This is a genomic window from Thalassospira sp. MIT121401, assembly GCF_047125595.1.
Taxonomy (GTDB): Bacteria; Pseudomonadota; Alphaproteobacteria; order Rhodospirillales; family Thalassospiraceae; genus Thalassospira; species Thalassospira povalilytica.
Genome location: NZ_CP138926.1, coordinates 3,390,960 through 3,413,738, shown reverse-complemented (window position 1 = coordinate 3,413,738; position 22,779 = coordinate 3,390,960). Strand labels below are relative to the sequence as shown.

Annotated in this window: 18 protein-coding genes; 8 read left to right on the top strand and 10 right to left on the bottom strand. The window is 55.5% G+C overall.

Annotation, left to right across the window (positions count from 1 at the left end; genetic code table 11):
* Positions 1-135 precede the first annotated feature (135 nt).
* On the top strand, positions 136-1,353 hold the full coding sequence (locus tag SIB88_RS15750) for a PLP-dependent aminotransferase family protein (RefSeq protein WP_068518691.1): 1,218 nt from the start codon (positions 136-138) through the stop codon (positions 1,351-1,353).
* Between the two features lie 97 nt (positions 1,354-1,450).
* On the opposite strand, the gene SIB88_RS15745 is transcribed toward SIB88_RS15750, so the two are convergent.
* The 4 genes from SIB88_RS15745 to SIB88_RS15730 all read right to left on the bottom strand — a co-directional run bounded on the left by SIB88_RS15745 (position 1,451) and on the right by SIB88_RS15730 (position 5,055).
* Positions 1,451-1,573 carry a hypothetical protein gene (locus SIB88_RS15745; protein ID WP_412558465.1) on the bottom strand — a complete coding sequence of 41 codons (123 nt, stop codon included), beginning with the start codon at positions 1,571-1,573 and terminating at the stop codon, positions 1,451-1,453.
* On the bottom strand, positions 1,573-2,571 hold the full coding sequence (gene cydB, locus SIB88_RS15740; protein ID WP_412558464.1) for a cytochrome d ubiquinol oxidase subunit II: 999 nt from the start codon (positions 2,569-2,571) through the stop codon (positions 1,573-1,575). The genes SIB88_RS15745 and cydB overlap by 1 nt, the downstream gene beginning before the upstream one ends.
* Positions 2,568-3,953 carry a cytochrome ubiquinol oxidase subunit I gene (locus SIB88_RS15735; protein ID WP_412558463.1) on the bottom strand — a complete coding sequence of 462 codons (1,386 nt, stop codon included), beginning with the start codon at positions 3,951-3,953 and terminating at the stop codon, positions 2,568-2,570. Before SIB88_RS15735 ends, cydB begins: the two co-directional genes overlap by 4 nt.
* Before the next feature lie 208 nt (positions 3,954-4,161).
* Positions 4,162-5,055 (bottom strand): LysR substrate-binding domain-containing protein, encoded by an 894-nt coding sequence (locus tag SIB88_RS15730; RefSeq protein ID WP_318271672.1) that lies wholly within the window; start codon positions 5,053-5,055, stop codon positions 4,162-4,164.
* 232 nt (positions 5,056-5,287) lie between these two features.
* Between SIB88_RS15730 and SIB88_RS15725 the strand changes: the two genes are divergently transcribed.
* Positions 5,288-6,298 carry a YeiH family protein gene (locus SIB88_RS15725; protein WP_412558462.1) on the top strand — a complete coding sequence of 337 codons (1,011 nt, stop codon included), beginning with the start codon at positions 5,288-5,290 and terminating at the stop codon, positions 6,296-6,298.
* Positions 6,299-6,479: 181 nt separating this feature from the next.
* On the opposite strand, the gene SIB88_RS15720 is transcribed toward SIB88_RS15725, so the two are convergent.
* Together SIB88_RS15720 and adh are read right to left on the bottom strand one after the other, a co-directional pair.
* Positions 6,480-6,887 (bottom strand): DUF779 domain-containing protein, encoded by a 408-nt coding sequence (locus tag SIB88_RS15720; protein WP_412558461.1) that lies wholly within the window; start codon positions 6,885-6,887, stop codon positions 6,480-6,482.
* A gap of 74 nt (positions 6,888-6,961) precedes the next feature.
* Positions 6,962-8,482 (bottom strand): aldehyde dehydrogenase, encoded by a 1,521-nt coding sequence (gene adh, locus SIB88_RS15715; protein ID WP_101247754.1) that lies wholly within the window; start codon positions 8,480-8,482, stop codon positions 6,962-6,964.
* A 365-nt stretch (positions 8,483-8,847) separates the two neighbouring features.
* On the opposite strand from adh, the gene SIB88_RS15710 reads away from it, so the two are divergent.
* Complete coding sequence (locus SIB88_RS15710; RefSeq protein ID WP_412558460.1) at positions 8,848-10,749, top strand: sigma-54-dependent Fis family transcriptional regulator; 1,902 nt, start codon at positions 8,848-8,850, stop codon at positions 10,747-10,749.
* 52 nt (positions 10,750-10,801) lie between these two features.
* On the opposite strand, the gene SIB88_RS15705 is transcribed toward SIB88_RS15710, so the two are convergent.
* The gene (locus tag SIB88_RS15705; RefSeq protein ID WP_068518683.1) at positions 10,802-12,505 is read right to left on the bottom strand and encodes a methyl-accepting chemotaxis protein; all 1,704 of its coding nucleotides are present in this window, start codon (positions 12,503-12,505) and stop codon (positions 10,802-10,804) included.
* A gap of 301 nt (positions 12,506-12,806) precedes the next feature.
* On the opposite strand from SIB88_RS15705, the gene asnB reads away from it, so the two are divergent.
* Complete coding sequence (gene asnB, locus SIB88_RS15700; protein WP_412558459.1) at positions 12,807-14,747, top strand: asparagine synthase (glutamine-hydrolyzing); 1,941 nt, start codon at positions 12,807-12,809, stop codon at positions 14,745-14,747.
* Between the two features lie 253 nt (positions 14,748-15,000).
* Positions 15,001-16,545: a glycerol-3-phosphate dehydrogenase gene (gene glpD / locus SIB88_RS15695; RefSeq protein ID WP_412558458.1), complete on the top strand. Its 1,545-nt coding sequence runs from the start codon at positions 15,001-15,003 to the stop codon at positions 16,543-16,545.
* Positions 16,546-16,566: 21 nt separating this feature from the next.
* Here the strand turns inward: glpD and SIB88_RS15690 are convergent, their stop codons facing one another.
* Entirely contained in the window at positions 16,567-16,836 is a 270-nt protein-coding gene (locus tag SIB88_RS15690; protein ID WP_412558457.1) for a TfoX/Sxy family DNA transformation protein, read from the bottom strand.
* 135 nt (positions 16,837-16,971) lie between these two features.
* Between SIB88_RS15690 and SIB88_RS15685 the strand changes: the two genes are divergently transcribed.
* Positions 16,972-18,765, top strand: a complete 1,794-nt coding sequence (locus SIB88_RS15685; RefSeq protein ID WP_412558456.1) for a Na/Pi cotransporter family protein — start codon at positions 16,972-16,974, stop codon at positions 18,763-18,765.
* 29 nt (positions 18,766-18,794) lie between these two features.
* Here SIB88_RS15685 and SIB88_RS15680 read toward each other — a convergent pair whose 3' ends face one another.
* Together SIB88_RS15680 and SIB88_RS15675 are read right to left on the bottom strand one after the other, a co-directional pair.
* Positions 18,795-19,289 (bottom strand): GNAT family acetyltransferase, encoded by a 495-nt coding sequence (locus tag SIB88_RS15680; protein WP_287466651.1) that lies wholly within the window; start codon positions 19,287-19,289, stop codon positions 18,795-18,797.
* A gap of 198 nt (positions 19,290-19,487) precedes the next feature.
* On the bottom strand, positions 19,488-20,147 hold the full coding sequence (locus tag SIB88_RS15675) for a hypothetical protein (RefSeq protein WP_412558455.1): 660 nt from the start codon (positions 20,145-20,147) through the stop codon (positions 19,488-19,490).
* A gap of 206 nt (positions 20,148-20,353) precedes the next feature.
* On the opposite strand from SIB88_RS15675, the gene SIB88_RS15670 reads away from it, so the two are divergent.
* Positions 20,354-21,079, top strand: a complete 726-nt coding sequence (locus tag SIB88_RS15670) for a response regulator (protein ID WP_412558454.1) — start codon at positions 20,354-20,356, stop codon at positions 21,077-21,079.
* On the top strand, positions 21,076-22,698 hold the full coding sequence (locus SIB88_RS15665; protein WP_412558453.1) for an ATP-binding protein: 1,623 nt from the start codon (positions 21,076-21,078) through the stop codon (positions 22,696-22,698). Before SIB88_RS15670 ends, SIB88_RS15665 begins: the two co-directional genes overlap by 4 nt.
* The last annotated feature ends 81 nt before the right edge of the window (positions 22,699-22,779 follow it).

Sequence of the window (22,779 nt, the reverse complement as noted above, 5' to 3'; positions counted from 1 at the left end):
CGAACAAACTAACGGCTGCGGATTGGTGCTTTAGGTAATTTTATTTCAAAATTGTCGCCTATATAAAAATAAACTTGATTTAGGTCAGTGTTGCTTGCCAAATAATGTCAAGAAGACTGACCTAATGAGGATGCCATGACGATCCAATGGAACGAGATGATTGTGCCCGATGCCCGTGCTTTGCGGGCGTCGGAAATTCGTGATTTGCTGAAGGTTGCCGAACGCCCGGAAATTACCTCGTTCGCCGGTGGGGTGCCGGACCCGGATCTTTTCCCGTTGTCTGATTTTCATGACATGTTTGATGGCCTGACCAGTGATGAAACGGCCGGCCGTCGCAGCCTCCAATATTCGATCAGCGAAGGTCTGCCGGGATTACGGCAATGGATTGCCGATGATCTGGCCCAGTCGGGTGCGACCCGCGATATCGACAATATCCTGATCACCTGCGGGGCGCAGCAGGCACTTGATATGATAGCCCGCCTGTTGCTGGAGCCCGGCCGCGAGATCGTATTGGAAAAGCCAAGCTACCTTGGCGCCATGCAGGCCTTTTCGATGCGTCGGCCAAGCTATGTCGGCATCAATATGGACGAAGACGGCCCGATCATTGCCGAACTTGATGCGGCCTTTGCCAATGGTGCACGCATTGCCTATCTGGCGCCCGATTTCCAGAACCCGACCGGTCGGTCCTATAGCCTGGATCGCCGGATGGCGGTTCTTGAAACCGCGCGCAAATATGGCGCGGTGATTATCGAAGATGCCGCCTATTGCAAGCTGTCCTATGAAGGCGAAACTCTGCCATCGCTTCTGGCACTTGATGAAGCGGGCAGTAATCCGGATGCCGGTTGCGTCATTCAGCTGGGCACGTTTTCCAAAACGCTGGCCCCGGCCTTGCGCATCGGTTGGGTAACCGCACCGCGCCCGGTGATCCGCCAACTGGTTCTGATGAAGCAGGCGGGCGATCTGCATGTTTCAACCATCAATCAGGAAATAGCGCTGCGTGCCGCAAGCAAGCTGTTCCCGGCCCATATTGAAACCCTGCGTGATGCATACCGCGCCAAGCGCGATGCGATGCTGGGCGCGATGGATGAATTCATGCCAGATGATGTCAGCTATTCCCGGCCCAGGGGCGGCATGTTTGTATGGTTAACATTGCCCGACAATATTGACGCCCGCGCCCTTCTGGTCGAGGCAATGGAAGATGCCAGGGTCGCCTTTGTCCCCGGTCAGGCCTTTTTCTGTGACCAGTCGGGGCGCAACACCGCCCGGTTCAGCTTCGCCACCGAAAAGCCCGAACGCATTCGCGCCGGGATCGAACGGCTTGCCGATCTGATCCGGCGCAAGGACAACCAGTAGAAAAAAAGAACCCGGCAGCAGGGTGGGGGATTTTGCTGCCGGGCGACTGCCTGTCCGGGGGATTATGACAGGCAATTTCATAAGTGCTGGGGGATGTTTATGCCTGACCCAGCATTGCCTTAAGCACCAAGGCCGCAAGCCCGACCCCGACAATCCCGCCGATATAAAGCCCGATAAACCAAAGCAGACGTCTGGTTCTTTCCGAAGTGATTTGCGGCATTAATGATACCCCTCGTCACTGACCTTGCCGCGAAACACCCAATAGGCATAAGCGGTATAGGCAAAGATCACCGGCAACAGGATCACGGCCCCGACCAGCATGAAGGCAAGGCTGTTTTGCGGTGCCGCCGCATCGCGGAACGTGATCATTGGTGGGACGATATTGGGATAAAGCGTGATGCCAAAACCCAGGTAGCACAGGAAAAAGATGCCAAGCGTAATGCCAAAGACCGTCTTTTCCCGATGCGAAACCGCCCGCCACAACCAGAATAAAAGCCCGGCCGTGATCAATGGGATCGGGGCCAGAAAGGCCAGATTGGGCATTGCAAACCAGCGTTCGGCATAGGCCGGATTGACGTAAGTGGTCATCAGCGACACCACAGCAAGGTTCGCCGCCATCCAGATCACGGCCGGTTTGGCAAGGCGGCGCAGATTACCCTGAAAATCGCCTTCCATCTTCATGATCAGCCAGCCGGTACCAAGCAGGGCATAGCCGACAACAACCGCCGTGGCGCAAAAGATCGAAAACGGACTGAGCCAGTCAAACGCCCCGCCAACAAAGCGGCCATTTTCAACGGCAATGCCTTCGATAAAACCACCGAGCATCGCACCCTGCATGGCGCTTGCAATGATTGATCCGGTGGAAAAAGCGATATCCCAATGTTTCTGATGGTTCTTGCTTTTGAACCGGAATTCAAACGCCACCCCCCGGAACACAAGGGCAAGCAGCATGACAAAAACCGGAATGTAAAATGCGGTCATCAGCAGTGAATAGGCCTTGGGGAAGGCTGCATAAAGCCCGCCGCCCCCCAGCACCAGCCAGGTTTCATTGCCATCCCAGATCGGGGCGACCGTATTCATCATGCGGCCGCGTTTGACCGGGTCCTTGATCAGGGGAAACAGAATGCCGATTCCAAGATCAAAACCGTCGAGCGTGACATAGGCGAAAACCGCAACCGCGATCAAAAGAACCCAGATCAGTTGATAATCCATGATCATTCTCCTGCCTGCGGATTGTTATGTGCGGCCAATTGACGGCCCCCGGCGCGAAGGAATTCACCGGTGGGCACATGCGCGTTACGCGGATCATGGTTCATGGCGCGCAGGATATAGGCCGTCCCCACCCCGAACACGATGGAATAGACGACAACAAAGGCGATCAGCGATCCGGCAATTGCCGTGGCGGTGACAGGTGATCCGGCCTCGGATGTGCGCATCAATCCATAAACCACCCATGGCTGTCGCCCGACTTCGGTGGTGAACCAGCCTGCCAGAATGGCGACAAAGCCGCTTGGCCCCATGACCAGTGCAAAGCGATGCAAATGCTTGCAGTCATAAAGCTTGTGCCGGAACCGGGCGATCAGGCTTGCGATCCCAAGCAAGGCCATCAATACCCCGATGCCGACCATGATCCGGAATGTCCAGAAAACGATCGGGGCATTCGGGCGGTCTTCTGGTGCAAAATCCTTAAGCCCCGTGATCTTGCCATCCCAGTCATGGGTCAGGATCATCGAGCCCAGCTTGGGGATTTCTATCGCATAACGGGTTTCCTCGGCCTTCATGTCGGGCAGGCCAAACAGGATCAGCGGTGCGCCTTCGCGGGTTTCAAAATGGCCTTCCATCGCGGCAACCTTGGCCGGTTGATGTTCAAGGGTATTAAGCCCGTGCATATCGCCTGCGACGATCTGGATCGGGGCGACAATGGCCGCCATCCACATGGCCATGGAAAACATGATGCGGGCCGCCCGGTTTTCCCGATCGCGCAACAAATGCAGCGCCCCGACGGCACCCACGACAAAGGCGGTGGTCAGATAGGCGGCCAGCACCATATGAACCAGACGATAGGGGAAACTTGGATTGAAAATCGCATCGATCCAGCTTGTGACAACCGCACGACCATTTTCAATCACATAGCCATCAGGTGTTTGCATCCAGCTATTGGCTGACAAAATCCAGAAGGCCGAAAACAGGGTTCCAACCGCAACCATGGTGGTAGCAAGGAAATGAAGCTTTGGTCCGACACGGTTTAAGCCAAACAGCATGATGCCAAGGAAGCCGGCCTCAAGGAAGAAGGCGCTTAGAACTTCATAGGCCATCAGTGGGCCGATCACGCCGCCGGTAAATTCCGAAAACGGTCCCCAGTTCGTACCAAACTGATAGGACATCACAATCCCGGACACGACCCCCATGCCAAAGGCCAGCGCAAAGATTTTCAGCCAGAATTTGTAAAGTGCCAGATAGGTGTCATCACGGGTGCGCAACCACATCGCTTCAAGCACGAACAAAAAGCTCGCAAGCCCGATGGTGAATGACGGGAAAATGATGTGGAATGAAACGGTAAAAGCAAACTGTATGCGTGCCAATATTTCTGCATCAAGCATTGGCGTTGGTCCTTCTATCAGGCAAAGCCTTCCTGTCCGACCCCGTGTTTCACCGCAATGCGAAACCGTTCATTGATTGACCTGACGGGCTTTAACAGCCAATCAGGAGCCGGTCTGTATAAGGAAATCGATAGAAGTTTGCGAGAAATGCTGCATTGCGCATTCGCAATTTACATTTGGAAAATTTCCAATTTCCGGGCCATGAACATCAGCTGCCCTGATCCAGACACAGCTTTTCCAGCGCCAGCGAACTTTGCGTCTGTTTGCGTTCCTTGTGACGCAGGACCATGAATTTGCGTGGCGGGATCGGGAAACTTGCGCGGGCCAGTCGGCCCTGCGCGATCAGGGAACTGACCGCGAATTGTGAAACGGCGGTGGCGGCTGTGCCGGTTTCAACCGCGGTAATCACGGCCTCGTTGCTGGGCAGGACGAGGGCGGTTTTAAGGCGCGCCGGATCAACATCAAGATCACGCAGCGCGCTTTCAAATTCCGATCTGGTGCCCGATCCGGCTTCGCGCAGGATCCAGTTGGTCTGGGTGATCAGGGCCTGTGCGGTTAGCGGCCTGCCATCGGCCCACGGGTGTTTGGGGCCAACCACAATCACCAGCGCATCTTCGGCAACTTCGCGCTTGGCAAGGGCGGGTTCATCAATGTCGCCTTCGATAAAGCCGATATCAGCCGCCCCGCCGCGCACCGCATCCGATACGGTTTTGGTGTTGCCGATTGTCAGGTGAATTTCAATGCCGGGATATTGATCGTGAAACTTCATCAGGAACGGTGGCAACCAGTAACTTGCAATCGTTTGGCTGGCATAAACGTTCAAATCACCACGTTGCATGCCGCCCAGTTCGGCCAGTGTCAGTTCGGCGGCACGGGCGCGTGCCAATGTTGATTTGGCTTCATCCAAAAACAGGCGTCCGGTCTGGGTCAGTTCGATCCGCCGTCCGACCCGGTTAAACAGCGCCACGCCATAAAAGCCTTCCAGGTTCTTGATTGCCGAACTGACCGCAGACGGGGTCAGGCCAATGGCCTCGGCCGCGCGGGTCAGATGTTCGCGTTCGGCGACGGCAACGAAGATCTGCAATTGTTCAAGCGTCATCATGGCGTTGGTATCTTCAACTGTGGTCTGGCGTCTTTCCCGCCCATGCCGGGGGACTTTAAACGCGGGGCAGAGTCCTGCACCGCGCACTGGGCTGTTCGGGATGACGGGGCCGCCTGACGGGGGAGTTTGCCTTAATCATTCGATTTAATCGAATAAAATATGAATTTTTATTCGATGGAAGTAAATGGTTGAGAGTGAGATTTTCCGACTGTGATCAAAGCACAGGAAAATTATGTTTTTTAACACCCGCATCAAACCGATCCTGCCCGGACTTGCCGTGACCCTTATGGTCGCGCTTGCCGCCAAGCTTATCGAGCATGCCGAACGTGTTCTGCTGGGGCGTGGCTGGGTGGAAAGTCTGGTCTTTGCCATTCTGATCGGGGTGGTGGTGCGATCCGTGTTCGGTCTGGCGCCTCGTTATTTCGCCGGGGTGCGGTTTTGTGGCAAGACGGTGCTTGAAATTGCCATCGTGTTGCTGGGCGGGTCGATCAGTGCACAGGCCATTGGATCGGCCGGGGGCGGGCTGGTGGCGGCAATCATTGCCGTTGTCTGTGTCAGCCTGTTTGTCAGCTATCATATCGGGCGTGCGCTTGGACTGACCAGGCATCTTGCGATGCTGGTGGCGTGTGGTAATTCGATTTGCGGCAATTCGGCGATTGCCGCGACCGCACCGGTGATTGACGCACGGTCGGACGATGTGGCGGCATCGATTTCCTTTACGGCGATACTTGGCGTTCTGTTTGTTTTCATCCTGCCGATGCTGCATGCCGGACTTGGATTATCGGCCACTCAATATGGGGTTTTTTCGGGCCTGACGGTTTATGCTGTCCCACAGGTTCTGGCCGCAACCGCACCGGCCGGCGCATTGGCGGTGCAGGTCGGTACATTGGTCAAGCTGATCCGGGTTTTGATGCTGGGTCCGGTGATTTTCAGTTTGGCGCTGATTGGCGGGCGGGCGCGGGAAACCCGTCTTCCGATTGCGCAGGTCGTGCCATGGTTCATTATCGGCTTTATCGTCATGATGACGGCCCGTTCATTCGGGCTGTTGCCGGAATTTGCCCTTGGTGGCATGAAAACCGTGTCTTCGTTCCTGACCATTCTTGCCATGGCGGCATTGGGATTAAGTGTTGATATCCGCAACGTCATGCATGTCGGCGGGCGGGTTGTGATGGCGGCCCTGATGTCGCTTGCAGTGCTTTGCATGCTAAGCGGGTTTGTGATCGTGCTGCTTGGCACGGCATAGAAATTACCCAGCCATCATCCGGATAAAAAAATACCCGCTGCCCGAATGGGTAAAGGCAGCGGGCAAGGAAGAAGAAGCCACGGAAAGGGTAGGAAAACCGTCAGCATCTTCCGGCGTTTCGGGGAGTGGGCATCATGGGGGATGACACCGGATGCGAAACGCCACGGGTAACACACAGAAATCAGGTTTCGGGGATTAGCGGGTTTTGCTCCTCGGCCTTTTTAAGGGCCTTCCATTCGTCGTCGCTGAATATTCTGGATCGGGTCAGGAAGCGTTTGCCTTCGGGCCCTTCAAGCGAAAACATCCCGCCACGCCCGTCCACCACATCAATGATCAGCTGGGTATGTTGCCAATATTCGAACTGGGCACGTCCGATATAGAACGGGCTGTCTTCGATCTTGCCCAAAAGCACATCCTGATCGCCGGTTTTGAATTCCCCGTCCGGGAAGCACATCGGCGCACTGCCGTCACAACAGCCGCCCGACTGATGAAACATCACCGGGCCATGGATGGATTTAAGCTTCCTGATCAGTTCAATCGCCGCATCGGTTGCGGTAACCCGGTCGGGGATGGTTTCTGATCCGGTCATGGGGACCTCCTTGGTCGCGAAAAATGACCGGACGCACAGGGGAGGCCATGCGCCCGGCCGCGATCATTGCGCGATCAGAAGAAGCCCATCGGTTTCGGATCATACGAAACCAGCAGGTTCTTGGTCTGCTGATAATGGTTCAGCATCATCTTGTGGTTTTCACGCCCGATGCCCGACTGCTTATACCCGCCAAAGGCCGCATGGGCCGGATACAGGTGATAGCAGTTGGTCCAGACGCGACCGGCCTTGATTTCCCGGCCAAAGCGGTAGGAACGGTTTGCATCGCGTGTCCAGACACCGGCACCAAGGCCGTAAAGTGTGTCATTGGCGATGTGAAGGGCTTCGGCTTCGTCCTTGAACGTGGTGGCAGAAACCACCGGGCCAAAGATTTCCTCCTGGAAAATCCGCATGCGGTTGTGACCCTTGAAGATGGTCGGCTGGATATAGAAACCACCGGCAAGATCGCCGCCAAGATCGGCCTTGTCGCCACCACACAGAACCTGTGCGCCTTCCTGCTTGCCGATGTCGAGATAGGACATGATCTTTTCCATCTGCTCGGTCGAGGCCTGTGCACCGATCATGGTATCGGTATCAAGCGGGTTGCCCTGTTTGATACTGGCAACGCGCGACAGAACGTTATCCATGAACTTGTCATAGATGCTTTCCTGAATGATGGCGCGCGACGGACAGGTGCAAACTTCACCCTGGTTCAGGGCAAACATCGCCATGCCTTCGGCGGCTTTCTGACGGAAATCATCATCGGCGGCCATGACGTCTTCAAAGAAGATGTTTGGCGATTTGCCACCCAGCTCCAGGGTCACCGGAATGATGTTTTCCGATGCATATTGCATGATCAGGCGGCCCGTGGTGGTTTCACCGGTAAAGGCGACCTTGGCAACGCGGTTGCTTTGCGCAAGCGGCTTGCCTGCTTCAACGCCAAAGCCCTGAACGACGTTGACCACGCCCGCCGGGATCAGATCGGAAATCAGTTCCAAAAGAACACATATTGATGCCGGGGTCTGTTCTGCGGGTTTCAGGACAACGCAGTTACCAGCAGCCAGTGCCGGGGCCAGTTTCCAGACCGCCATCAGGATCGGGAAGTTCCATGGAATGATCTGCCCGACCACACCAAGGGGTTCGTGGAAGTGATAGGCGACCGTGTTGTCGTCAATCTCGCCCAGCGATCCTTCCTGTGCACGGATGGCGCCGGCGAAATAGCGGAAATGGTCAATCGCAAGCGGGATGTCAGCCGCCAGCGTTTCACGCACCGCCTTGCCATTGTCCCAGGTTTCGGCAACTGCCAGCATTTCCAGATTGGCTTCCATGCGGTCGGCAATTTTGTTGAGCATGTTGGCGCGTTCGGTCACCGATGTTTTGCCCCAGGCCGGGAAAGCGGCATGGGCGGCATCAAGCGCCTTTTCGATATCGTCGGCGCTGGAACGGGCGACCTCGCAGAACGGTTTGCCATTCACCGGCGACACATTTTCAAAATACTGGCCCTTGGCCGGGGCGACCCATTCGCCGCCAATGAAGTTTTCATAACGGCCCTTGAAGCTGACCGGGCTGCCGGCGTCATTTGGATTCTTGTAGATCATTTTGGTTCCTCCGAGATCGACAGGCGATTTTTTCGCCCGCTTTTTGATTGTGACGCCGCCTTATCCGCAAAGGTCGTGCCACTTCGATCCGAACCGCCAGGACTTTGTGGAAAGTGCCTTATTTCAGTCGGTTGTCTGTATCCGGGGGCGGGATGCACGGCTGCGGGATCGCGGAACAGTCGCGAACAGGTGGCGCAAAATGTTCCAAAAATGGAACACTGCTGATTGCGGGGTATTTTTCCAGCGAAACTGTTTGGCGTAGGGGCCCCGCCATATGGTACGATTGCCTCTGTGATCGGATGCGGCAAAAGCCGCGCGACCGGAAAATTCCGGATCAAAACACCGACACAAGGGAGATAGCGTCTATGTCAGGAAACATTCCCGGCGGACGGATAGAAGCGGCACTGCAACTCAGCGGTGGTGCGCAAAATCGTGCGGTGCTTGAAAGCTGGCAACGGTGTGAACAACGGTTCGGGCTGGCTCATGACACCTTGCGCCGTCCCGAAGTCATATCCGAAAGCCAGACCCGGCAACTGCGTGATCGCAACGGGCGGCTTTATCATCATGCCCATGATCTGGTGCGCACGCTGTATCGCAAGATTGATGCGTCGGGCTATGCGGTATTTTTGACCGATAATAGTGGCGTGATCCTTGACAGTGTTGCCGCCCATTCGCTGTTGCCGTCCTTTCGGACCAACGGGCTTTTGCCCGGCGCTGTCTGGAGCGAGGAACGCGAAGGCACGAACGGTATCGGCACCTGTATCGTCGAAGGCCGCCCGATCACCATCCACAAGGACGAGCATTTCCTGTCCCAGCATTCGGTGCTGACCTGCACGGCTGCCCCGGTTTTTGACCCGGATGGCAAGGTCTGTTCGGTTCTTGATGTGTCGGCAGTACGCGATGATATCAAACGCACCGATTGCCTGCGCGTGCGCGGCATGGTGGCCGATTATGCCGATGCGCTTGAACGTATCCTGTTTTTTGATGAACGGGCAGGTGACGTGATCCTGCATCTTCATCCAGAAGCACGCCATGTCGGATCAACCCGTGATGCGATGATATCGATCGCACCCGATGGCACGATCAGCGGTGCGACGTCAACCGCACGCCGTATTCTGGCGGCAGCAAACAATTCCACAGACATTGCGCAGATGTTTGAAATGGATGTGGATGACCTGTTGTCGAAATTTGCCAATCAGGGTCAGGGGGCGGCCCTGGCGACCGCGTTGAATATTTCCGGGGGCGGGGTTTTGTTCGGGTCTGTCACCATGCCCGAACGGATGCGCCGCCGCTATGTCGGGCGGTCGACCCCGATCACGACAAGGGCGCCAAAGGCAGCAAAACCGGCCGCACAGATTGCCGATCGCGATCCGGCGTTGCGCCGGATTTACGATATCGGTGTGCGCCTTCATGCGCGCGATATCAATATCCTGATGTCGGGCGAAACCGGCAGCGGCAAGGAATATCTGGCGCGCCATATCCATGAAGCAACCCTTGGAAAATCCAGAAATTTTGTCGCCATCAATTGTGCCGCACTGCCCGAAGGATTGATTGAAAACGAACTGTTTGGTCATGCGGGCGGGGCCTTTACCGGGGCAGCGCGCGACGGGTTTGGCGGGCGCATCCGCGAAGCCAATGGCGGGACCTTGTTCCTTGATGAAATCGGGGATATGCCGCTTTCTGCACAGGGGCGGTTATTGCGGGTTCTCGAAAGCCGCACGGTCGAACCGCTTGGCAGTACCAAGTCGGTAGCAGTCGATTTCCGTCTGATCTGTGCCAGCAATGTCGACTTGAACCAAGCGGTGGCGGACGGGAAATTCCGCGAAGATTTGCTCTATCGGATCAAGGGGGCGCGCCTGGCCGTGCCGCCGTTACGTGAACGCAGTGATCTTGTTGACTTGATCGGGCGGTTGCTGGCCGGGTTATCGAACGACTATGTGCAGTGCTCTGACGCGGTGATTGATCTTCTGACCCGTCATCAATGGCCGGGCAATGTGCGTGAACTGATCAATGTATTGCAATATGCCAGCGTCTTTGCCGACCATGGCGTTATTGAACGTGACCATTTGCCCGATGATTTCCGGGTTGAGGTCGTAAAACCCGTATTGTCGGCCCGCGACAGTATCGAGCAGGCCGAACAGGCGGCCTTGCGCCAGCTTCTGGAAAGTCATCACTGGCATATCAGCAACACGGCCAAGGCACTTGGCATCGGGCGCAACACGCTTTATCGCCGCATGGCGCGACTGGGAATAGAACGGTCAGGATAGGGCACGATGCCCTGATATCCTGACCGTTCGTTTTCAGTGTCCCCCAATGATGTCAGGCAATATCACGCAAGAACTGCTTTACCGAATGATCGAGCTTTTGAGCGCGTTCTTCCATGCTTGCGGTGGCGGCCCTGACATCACCGGAAGCCGCATCGGTTTCGTCGGCGGCATCCATTGCCTGTTGAATGTTGCTGGCAACGTCGCGGGTATTTTGCGCAACGTTTGAAATTTTCGACGAAATTTCAGTCGTTGTGTTGCTTTGCTGATTGATTGAATCGGCAATGCCGGCCGTGTCGTCATTGATCACGCCAATGGTTTCGACAATTTCGCGGATGGCGGCAACCGCATCACGGGTTTCCGATTGGACCGTGGCGATCTGTTCGGAGATTTCATCGGTGGCGCGTGCGGTCTGCGACGCAAGGTTCTTGACCTCGTTGGCGACAACGGCAAAGCCCTTGCCGGCATCACCGGCACGTGCGGCTTCGATGGTGGCGTTCAGTGCAAGCAAATTGGTCTGTCCGGCAATATCAGTGATCAGTTTGACGACTTCGCCAATCTTGTCAGCCGATGTTTCCAGGACAGACATTTTTTCATTGGTACTGTTGGCTTCGTTTTGTGCCCGCGACATGGTTTCGCGTGACTGGGCAATGCGCTGGCTGACTTCATATACCGATGCGGTAAGTTCCTCGGCAGCAGACGCAACAGATTCCGCATTATGGGCGACTTCCGATACAACAGATGCAGCATCACTTGCGCGTGCCTTGCTTGTTTCCGCGGTGCGGCCAAGTGTGGATGCGGAATTGCGCAGCTTTTCAAGGGCCATTCCAACATCGGCCAACAGATCGCCGGTCGTGTTTTCAAAGTTCTTGGTCAGCTTTTCCATAAGTTCGGAACGTTGTGCCTGGGCGCGTTGAAGTTCTGCCTCCTTGGCGCGCATTTCGCGACGCTCGATCGCGTTTTTCTGGAATACCTTGACGGCTGTGACAATATCGCCGACTTCGTCGCGCCGGGTGATTTCAGGAATGGCGGTGTCAAGCTTGCCCTCGGCAATTTCAAGCATGCCGGTGGTCAGTCCGCGAAGCGGGGCAATGGCCCGGATGTTCCAGATGATCAAGACGATACTGATCGCAAGCGAGGCCACCAGCATGCCGATCATGACAATCGAAAAGTTGCTGGCGACGGTTCTGGCCGATACGGAAATCAACTGGCTTTTGGCTTCTTCATGTTCGATCAGTGCATCGATGCTGGCGCGCCAGTCGGCAAAGGCCGGTGCGGCTTCTGCGTTGATCAGGTTGATTGTCGAAGAAAATTCACCTGCCTTGCGAAGGCCGACGACCTTTTCGATGATCGGGGCTGCGCGTTCTTCAATCGCCTGAATTTCAGCAAAAAGTTGCTGTTCCTCATCCGATGATGTTTGTTCGGCAGAAAGGATTTCCGCCATGCCCTGGGCGGCTTCGGCGTAAATGGCGGCCTGTTCATTGATGATGGCGACTGTGGCGTCAACCTCATCCTGGCTTGCGACCAGTGCCATGTCGCGCACGGCAATGGCGCGGTCCTGCACACTGCCGCCCAGATTGATGGCGTAGCGTTGCTTGACCCCGTTGATGTCGGTGATCTGGGTGAAGGATGTGTTGATCTGATTTACAAGAACGACGGAAATCGTTGTCAGGATACTCATAAGTGCAAGGATCGCGACATAGCTGATGATCTGTCGTTGGCCAAGTGAAAGCGACACCTGTTTCTTCGAAGCGTTCATCCGGACGTTACTCCATGATCTGCTATCTCTGCCGGGTCATCTTTTTTTTTCAGGCTTCAATTCTATGTCGACGTGACCGCGTGCGTTTGGATGGCAGTATATTATTGGTTGTAGGTCCGGTGACGATATCATAACTCTGCGTCGTCATTGCACAGTCTGTTTTGCCGTTTTCACCCTGTGGAATAGGAGGCAATGGCAAAAACGGTTTTGACCGATCATTTCCGGTCAATATCCAAATGTTTTGATTGTAGAATGGGCCGTTATTGTTTTAAGTATCGGCAGGGTTTTACAGGATTGTTTTATGTGTGGAATTGCCGGTTTATGGCTGTCTGGACAGAGTGACGCAAGCGGATTGGGCGATGCTGTATCGCGCATGAACACTGCGTTGCATCATCGTGGTCCCGATGGCGGCGATGTCTGGGTTGATCAGGAAAACGGGCTGGCCTTGGGGCAGCGCCGTCTTGCAATCATTGATCTTTCCGATGCCGGCAAACAGCCGATGCATTCGGCCAATGGCCGTTATGTCATGGTCTATAACGGCGAAATTTATAACGCGCCCGAACTGCGTGAAAAACTTGCCGCTGCCAATATCCAGGTCGCCTGGCGCGGGCATTCGGATACCGAAGTAATCCTTGAATGCATTGCCCATTGGGGGGTGCGCGATACGGTCAAACGCCTGATTGGCATGTTTGCCATCGCACTTTGGGACAAACAAACCAGAAAGCTGACCCTTGTGCGCGACCGGCTTGGCATCAAGCCGCTTTACTGGTCGCGCTATGAAGGCAATATCGGTTTTGCATCCGAGGTAAAGGCGCTTCTGGCGGGCAATGCGATTTCACGCGAAGTCAATCGTTCGGGGTTGGAAGCCTACCTTCGGTTTGGCTATGTGCCGTCGGGGCTTTCGGTCTATTCGCATGCCAAGATGCTCAAACCCGGTCACATTCTGGAAGTGTCATCGCATGATCAGGCAACCGAATTTGCCTATTGGTCGGTCGAAGACGCCGTTCTGAACGGGCAGAAGCATGCCTGGAGCGGCGATGATCAAAGTGCGATCGATGCACTTGAAGATTTGCTGCGCGATGCGGTTCAGCGTCGCATGGTGGCCGATGTGCCGCTTGGCGCGTTTTTGTCCGGCGGGATTGACTCATCGACCATCGTTGCCCTGATGCAGTCGGTCTCGGATCGACCGGTTAAAACATTTTCGGTCGGGTTCGAGGACGAAGCCTTTAACGAGGCGGCCTTTGCCGGGGAAGTGGCGCGCCATCTCAAGACCGATCACACGGAACTTTATGTCACGCCCCAGGATGCGCTGGATCTGGTGCCGAAACTTTCGGAAACCTATGACGAGCCGTTCTTTGACAGTTCGGCGATCCCGACCTATCTGATTTCGGCCCTGACGCGCAAGGAAGTCACGGTTGCCCTGTCGGGTGATGGCGGCGATGAAACATTTGGCGGTTATACGCGCTATCTTTGGGCCAAACAGCTTAGTGCGGCGGCGGGCAGTATTCCGTTCGGGGCATCGCTGGTGTCGCGCGGGCTGACCATGCTGTCGCCCGAACAGTGGGACAATCTGGTCGGGCTGGTGCCCGGCAAACTTTCGACCAGCGCGATTGGCGATAAAATCCACAAGGCGGCACCGCTTTTGGCGATCCGTGATGATATTGATCGCTATCATGCGCTGTTGTCATTGTTTGATACCGACAAACTTCTGGGCAGCCGTTCCACCCGTAAGAAATTCCGCGTGCCGGGCGAAAAATTCTGTCGCAACCGCAATCTTGATTATGTCTCGTCCATGCAGGTCATGGATACGATGATGTATATGGTCGATGATGTCCTGACCAAGGTGGACCGGGCATCAATGGCCAATTCGCTTGAGGTCCGCGTACCGTTTATCGATCATCGCGTGATTGAATTTGGCTGGCGGTTGCCCGCACGGCTTAAAATGAACGGATCGGTGGGCAAGCATGCCTTGCGTCAGATCCTGTATAAATATGTGCCGCGCGAAATGATCGACCGGCCGAAAACCGGTTTTGGTGTGCCGCTGGCACAGTGGCTTCGCGGGCCGTTGCGCGAATGGATGGGCGATCTTTTGGCCAATGACGCGCTTTATAACGATTTCGGCCTTGATCGTCGCCAGATCGAAAAATTGCAGCAGGAACATATGAGCGGCAAGCGCAACTGGGGCCATCAGCTTTGGACGATCTCCATGCTGTCTGACTGGCAGAAACGCTGGCTGGCCTGATCGAACGATCATTTCCCGCATCCCGTATCCAATCTTTGATGAACGCCCCGCCTGAATTTCAGGCGGGGTTTTTCAATTTGTTTCAAAAATGAACTTTTGATCATTTTGCATTGGCTGTCCCGGGCAATGTGGCGGTGTCATGTTTCTCGAACATGGCTGCGTCGAATAAATGTCACAATTCGAAACTTGAAAATTTTCGAAAATGAAATATTTTAGCGGGAAAGAGATTCCTTTTTGCTGAAAGAGGCCCCGCATGGCTGAGACTGCACATTACGATCTGATCATTATTGGTGGCGGCATCAACGGTGCCGGTATTGCGCGTGATGCGGCGGGGCGCGGGCTTAAGGTTTTGCTGTGTGAAAAGGATGATCTTGCCAGTGCAACATCATCGGCCAGCACCAAGCTGATCCATGGCGGGTTGCGCTATCTCGAACATTATGAATTCCGTCTGGTGCGCGAGGCGTTGACCGAACGTGAAGTGTTGCTTGGCAATGCGCCGCATATCATCTGGCCGTTGCGCTTTGTTCTGCCCCATCGCGATGATTTGCGTCCGGCCTGGATGATCCGCCTTGGCTTGTTCCTGTATGACCATCTTGGCGGCCGTAAAAAACTTCCGGCGTCCGAAGGCATTTCATTTGCCAATCACGTTTCCGGTGCACCGCTGCGGGACGGGATGACCAAGGGTTTTGTCTATTCCGATTGCTGGGTTGATGATGCGCGTCTGGTGGTTCTCAATGCCATTGATGCCAAAAATTGCGGGGCTGAAATCCTGACGCGGACCGAATGTGTCGGCGCAAAACAGACCGACGGGCACTGGCAGGTTTCCCTGCGTGATCAGCAAAGCGGTCAGGAACGCCAGGTTTCCGGGCGGATGCTGGTCAATGCGGCGGGCCCGTGGTGTGCCGACCTGATCAATCCGGACAATGGTGTGGTGCAATCAAAAACCAGCGCCAATATCCGCTTGGTCAAGGGCAGTCACATTGTGGTGCCCAAGCTGTTTGATCATGATTATTGCTATATTTTCCAGAATGGCGACGGGCGCATTGTCTTTGCCATTCCCTATCAGGATGATTTTACCCTGATTGGCACCACCGATGTTGATTTCACCGGCGATCCGGCCAAGGTCAAAATTGATCAGAACGAAATCGATTATCTGTGCAAACTGGCCAGCGGCTATTTCAAAAAGCAGGTGGCATCCGACGATGTTGTCTGGACCTATTCCGGGGTAAGGCCGCTTTATGCCGGCAATGGCGAAAGTGAAAATGCGTCCAAGGTGTCGCGTGACTATACCCTGAAACTCGAAGCCGATAGTGGTGCGGCCCCGGCCTTGCATGTTTTTGGCGGCAAAATCACCACCTATCGCAAGCTTGCCGAACATGCGCTTCAGATCATTACCCGCCAGCTTGGCACCCGCGATGCGCCCTGGACGGCCAAAGAACCGCTTCCGGGCGGGGATTTCCCCAATGCATCCTTTGATGATGCATTTGCCCATTATGCCAAACGATATGACTGGATGGATCACGGTTTGTTAAAGCGCCTGCTGCGCGCATATGGCACACGCATCGAGATGATCATCGGTACTGCGACAAAGATCGATGATCTTGGTGTCTGTTACGGCCATGACCTGTATGAAGCCGAATTGCGCTATCTGATTGATCATGAATGGGTGCGCAAGATTGATGACCTGATCTGGCGGCGGTCCAAACTTGGCCTGCGTCTGTCTTCCGAACAGATTGCCGCGCTTGAAAACCGTCTGGCACAGATTGACGCCGATCCCAAGTCGGTCGCAGCCGAATAGGACGGGCTTCAAAGGCGGATATCAGGACTGCGCGTTTGACAGTTCTTCACGCAATGTGTCGAGCAACGCGCGCAATACCTGTTTGCGGGCAGGCTTGATATCCCGCCAGTCCCGGTCATGGATCGCACCTTCAAGCGCATAAAGGTAGTTCAGGCTGATTTTCCTTTCACTGCCAAAGCGAAACAGCAGGCGGCGCGTGACTTCGACGATGCCGGTCGCGATAAGCTGATCGCGGTTTTCAATCCCGATTTCGCGCAGTTCACGTGACGATGTTGGACCGATATTGCGCATGGTTTTCCTTTGTTCGGGATTGTGCGTGCACATCGCGTTGGGCATGTCTTCACTGGTCGTGCTGGCACCTGACAGTGTGAATAATCTGCTGTATGGTCGGTTTGTTTTCAACCGATTACCTTGACCGGTCCCCTGATGACAGCATTGTTCAAACCCGTTATCGCAAGTGCGATCCTGCTTCTTTTGACCATTCCGGTCGCACAGGCCGCAGCCGATTTTGTGCCGCTGGAAACCGGGGCAATGATGGTCGGGCTGGTTGGCGGGCTGGCACTTTTTCTGTACGGGATGGACCATCTGGCAAGCGCGCTCAAGACCCTTGCTGGGGCGCGGTTGCGATTTATCCTGTCGAAAATGACGCGCAACCGCTTTATGGCGGTGCTTTCGGGTGCACTGGTTACCGGTCTTGTTCAGTCGTCAAGTGTGACCACGGTTTTGGTAGTGGGCTTTGTGTCCGCGGGCCTGATGCCCTTTGCCCAGTCGATTGCCGTGATCATGGGGGCCAATGTCGGCAGCACCCTGACCGCGCAAATCATTGCCTTTCGGGTTGATGCGATTGCGCCGCTGGTGATGGCCATCGGGTTTGGACTGACCATGATGGCAACCCGCAAACGCGTTGCGATGGCGGGCAAGGCGATCCTTGGCACCGGGATGCTGTTTTTCGGCATGGGCATGATGAGCGATGCGATGGAACCGCTTCGCACCTATGGGCCCTTCATCGATCTGATGGCCGAGATGCAAAACCCGGTTCTGGCAATCATTGTTGCGGCGTTCTTTACCGCCCTTGTTCAATCCAGTGCGGCGACGACCGGCATTATCATCGTTCTTGCCGGGCAGGGACTTGTGACACTTGATGGCGGCATTGCCCTTATTTTCGGGGCGAATATCGGCACCTGTGTTACGGCACTTCTGGTGACAATCGGCAAGGGGCGCGATGCCCTGCGTACCGCCATCGGCCATGTTCTGTTCAATTTCGGCGGTGTTTTCTTGTGGCTTCCGTTTATTGCGCAATTGTCCGAATTTGTGACGGATATTTCATTTGCGACCAATGGCGGGCAAACCGACATCGCACGCGAAATCGCCAATGCGCACAGCATTTTCAATATCGCCAATGTGATCCTTATGATCGCCTTTGTGCCATGGATCGCCCGTCTGATCGAAAAGATCGTGCCACCGGAAACGGTGATTGATCCGCCCCTTGATCCCAGCCCGAAATATCTGATGGCAGAAGTCACCAATACACCGGCCGCCGCGATTGCACTATTGCGCAACGAGGTCATCCATATGGGCGATATCGTGACCGATGTGGTGCGACGCGGGCGCGAAAACATGCGCAAGCCGACCAGCAAGAAATTGCAAAGAATTGCCGAACTTGACGACGGGGTGGACAGCCTGCAGGACGCGATTGCCCTGTTTGCCAGCAAAATGCGCCGATCCGAACTTTTGCCCGGTGAACTTGACCGGCTTCAGAACGAGCTTGAAGTCAGCAACCATCTTGAAGCGGTTGGCGATCTTGTCGCCGAGGAAATGGTCGAACTGGTGTCCGAACTGATGGATTTGCGCCAGATTCCGTCCGAAGAACGCCGGGCCCAGATCACGGAACTGTTCGAAATTGCCGAAAATTGCCTGAAACAGGCGCTGACTGCCTATTCGGGTGACGATATGGAAACTGCAAGGGCGGTTTTGGCCCGTGATCAGGAATTTGGCGCAAAGATGGAAGTGACATTGCACCGGATCAGCGATGCGATCGGGCCGCGCGATGTCGATATCCGGTGTTATCGCATCAATGTCGCACTGGTTGAACGGATCAACCGGCTGTTTCAGCGGGCATGCCGCATCGCCCATGTCACGATTTCGGGGCTCGACGGACATAAGGCTGCTGGCGATGATGGGCAATCACCGCCAACGGTCACATTGCCTGAAACATTCTGATCACGGTTTGGTCGGGTCAAACCGCCCGGTTACAGTTCCGGGCGTTCGATCGGCGGGGTGTCGATGTCCTTTTGCATCACCGTGACATCAAGCGCGCGATAGCCAAGATGGCGATAGAAATCCTGTGTCCTGCTGTTTTCCGAACGCACCATCAATTGCATGCGCCAGACGTCCTGATCGCGCAACCAGCCTTCGCCGATATCCATCAATTTGCGGCCAAGTCCCGATTTCTGAACGGACGGGGCAACCGCCAGATAATATACCCAGCCACGATGACCATCATGACCGGCCATTACCGAACCGATGATGTTATTGCTGTTATCTTCCCAGACGAAAAGTGTCGCGTCCGTTGCCTCGATCGCAAATCGCACATCCCATGCCGGCGGGTTATAGGGGCGATAAAGCCCGGTATCCTGCCAAAGCTGCGTAAGGGCGGGAATGTCTTCCAGTGTTGCGGTTCTCGGGGCGGCTTTGGGGTTGGCTGCGGGGGCGGGTGTTTGGGTTGTTTGGGTCGTGGTTGTCATGGTGGTTCTTTCGGGGCGCAGTTTCTAATTGGCAACAATGGGGGCGTTATCAATGGCGGTCAAATGCAAAACCGTTACAGATCAATGTAAAAAAGGAAACGCCCCCAAGGGGGAAACCTTGGGGGCGCTGGGGAAGTCCGGAGCATCGGTTGGGAATGAAGGCCCCGGACCGGGGTGGGGTCGTTATCTGCGTACGGCTTAGCTGATCGGGCGGCCGGTCACGCTGCTGAGTTCCATTTCACGAACGATGTCGCCGGCCTGATTGGTTACGGTCGCGGTATAGGTGCCGCGCGGTGTTTCAGCCAGACCGCCCAGTTTCAGTTCACCATTGCCAAACCGGATCACCATGGCACTGGCCAGAAGGTTCATTTGATCGGCGGTGAATTTGCGATTGTAACGTTCGGCCTTGTCCGGGCGCGGCAACAGTTTGCGCAAATCATGACGTTCATCACGGTCCATGCGCCCGGTTTTGGCATCAAACTTGACCACTTCGACCACGCCGCCTTGTGCATTGACTACAAGGACGTCGATCTTGCCCGGTTCTTCTGCCATCAGGGCATCACCGGTCTTAAGATCAATCGTGCCGGTTTTAAGCAGCATGGCATCAATCAGAATGCGCGCCTCGGCCGGGGTCAGGGGAACTGCGCGTTCGCGATTTTCGCGGTCGAATTTTCCGCCTTTGCGATGATCACCGCGGTCGCCATCAAATTTGCCACCATGATGATCACCACCAAACATGGACCATTCACCCGGGCCACCATGGCCACCCTGACCAGCCTGGGCGGCGGCAACCGGGGTTGCGATCACACCAGATGCGATCAGGACGGCTGCAAGTTTGAGTTTGTTGTTACGTTTCATCGTAAACCTCGTGTCGTTGGGGGATCGTTTGCTGAGGTCCGTTATCACCGATGATTGTCGCGAAATGATCCCCGGTAAACATCAAATTGGTCGCAAGATTTGCCAAAACCGGGAAATGCGACAATTTGATACAAATTGGCGTTTTTGCCCTAAATGCCAACGCGCTAAGGTAAGCTGAGAGAACCGTTGCAATAACAGGACCGCATATGAGCGACCAGCCCCACATTCTTGTTGTCGATGACCACCGCGATATTCGCGATTTGCTGGGGCGTTATTTGCGTCAGCACGAATACCGGGTGTCGCTGGCATCGGACGGGCGCGAGTTGCGCAAGATGATGGCTGATGATGTTTCGCCTGATCTGATTGTTCTTGATCTGATGATGCCGGGGGAAGACGGGCTTAGCCTGTGCCGCTGGCTGCGTGAAAATTATGATGTGCCGGTGGTGATGCTGACGGCACTTGGCGAAGAAACCGACCGGATCATCGGGCTTGAAATGGGGGCGGATGATTATCTGGCAAAGCCGTTCAACCCGCGTGAATTGTTAGCCCGGATCAAGGCGGTGATGCGCCGGGCGCAAAGTCTTCCTGTCGGGCGCAAGGGGCCGCTTCCGGGCGGTGAAGTACGGTTTGACCGCTGGGTTCTGGATCGTACACGGCACGAATTGCGCGATGCCAATGACGTGGTGCTGCCGCTGAGTGCCGGGGAATTCGGGTTGCTGTGCGCCTTTGTCGAACATCCCAACATGGTGCTTAACCGGGATCAGTTGCTGGATCTGACGCGCGGGCGCGAAGCCGTACCGTTTGATCGCAGCATCGATAATCAGGTCAGTCGCCTGCGCAAGAAAATCGAGGCAGATGCAAAAAATCCGACCCTGATCAAAACGGTGTGGGGTGGCGGTTATATGTTCACCTGCGAGGTGGTCGAAAAATGACCAAGCGCCGCCTGCTTAAACGTCTTTGGCCGCAAAGCCTGACGGCACAGCTTGTCTGTCTGTTGCTGGGTGCGATCATTCTGACCCATATCGTGCTGGGCGTGATGCTGGCCGATGAACGTCGTGATGCGCTGGCATCCGAACGCCGGGGCAATGCGCTGTCGCGTGTGGCGGCGATTTCGCGCATTCTGACCACCACGCCGCATGAAAACTGGCGTGATGTGCTGCGGGTTGCCCAGTCACCGCAAACCCGTTTGCGGCTGGTTGATGAGACCGGGGTTGTGGCCTCGGACGGGCACATTCCCGACAGCCTGACCAGCCGGTTGAATGAATTCCTTGCCACCGGTTCGGGAACGCAGGCACCTGTACCCGCCCAGGTGGAAATCCTGACCGAAGACGAATGCTGGCGTGAACGCAAAACATTGCGCAACGCCAAGGAAGCCTTTCTTGATCAGAAACGCGATCAGAACCCGGCACGCCCATCGGGCAAGAATGGCGATTATCATTTCCATGACGACCGCGCGGCCCCTTGGGAATTGCGCTATATGGAACGGTTTGACTGCCATGTCGCACCGGTGATGCAGATCGCCGTGCCGATTTTCACCGCGGTCGGATCAACGTCGGAAGACGGTATGATTGATGATGCCCCGACCACAATCGTACCTTCGCAAAACCGTTCGGATAACGCCCGGCCGCAAGTCTGGCTTGAAGCGATGATTGGCGGGGTGATGCCTCCGCCCTGGTTCGTTTTTGACAATGTGTTGCGGGTTGCCTTGTCGGCCCTTGTTATTGCCGTGATCACATTCTTTATCACCCGGCGGATTTCCCGGTCCTGGGCGCTTCTGGCGCGTGCAGCCGATCGGGTGGGGCGCGGCGATTATCCCGAACCGGTGCCTGAAACCGGACCGATTGAAATCCGGCGGGCGGCCAAGGCCTTCAATCGTATGACAGCGCGTCTCAAACGCTTTGTCGAGGATCGCACACGCATGCTTGCGGCGATTTCACATGATTTGCGTACACCGATCACGTCGCTTCGATTGCGGGCCGAATTCGTCGACGATCCTGAAAACCGGGCGCGGATCATCGAAACGCTTGATGAGATGGAGCAAATGGTCGAAGCCGCGATGGCCTTTGCCCGCGAGGAAACGGCAAACGAGGACACCCGCAAGATCGATATGACCGCACTTGTGGAATCCGCGGTCGAAGATCTGGCCGAAACCGGGCGGGCGATTTCGTTTGTCGGGGATGGGGCGCCACGGGTTTATCCCTGTCGGCCGCTATCGGTCAAACGGGCCTTTGGCAATCTGGTGTCCAATGCCCTGCGATTTGGCAAGCATGTCGAAGTGACCGTGTGTGATGCCGATGATGGCGGCTTATGGATTGAAATTGCCGATGACGGACCGGGCATTCCGGTCGAAAAACGCGAACAGGTGTTTGAACCGTTCTTCCGGCTTGAAGAATCACGCAATCGTGACACTGGCGGTATCGGGCTTGGTCTGGCAATCGCGCGAACAGCGATCCGGGCCCATGGCGGGGAGATATATCTTGAAGATGCGCCAAAAGGTGGGCTTCTGGCCCGTATCTATCTGCCACCGGCGCGAACCGAAACCGGGGTGTAAATCACAATCGGGCAGCCGGTAATCCAAGTGGTTTCAGAGGGTTAAGAATTTTTGACAATTTGCCCTTGCGTTTTTAATGAC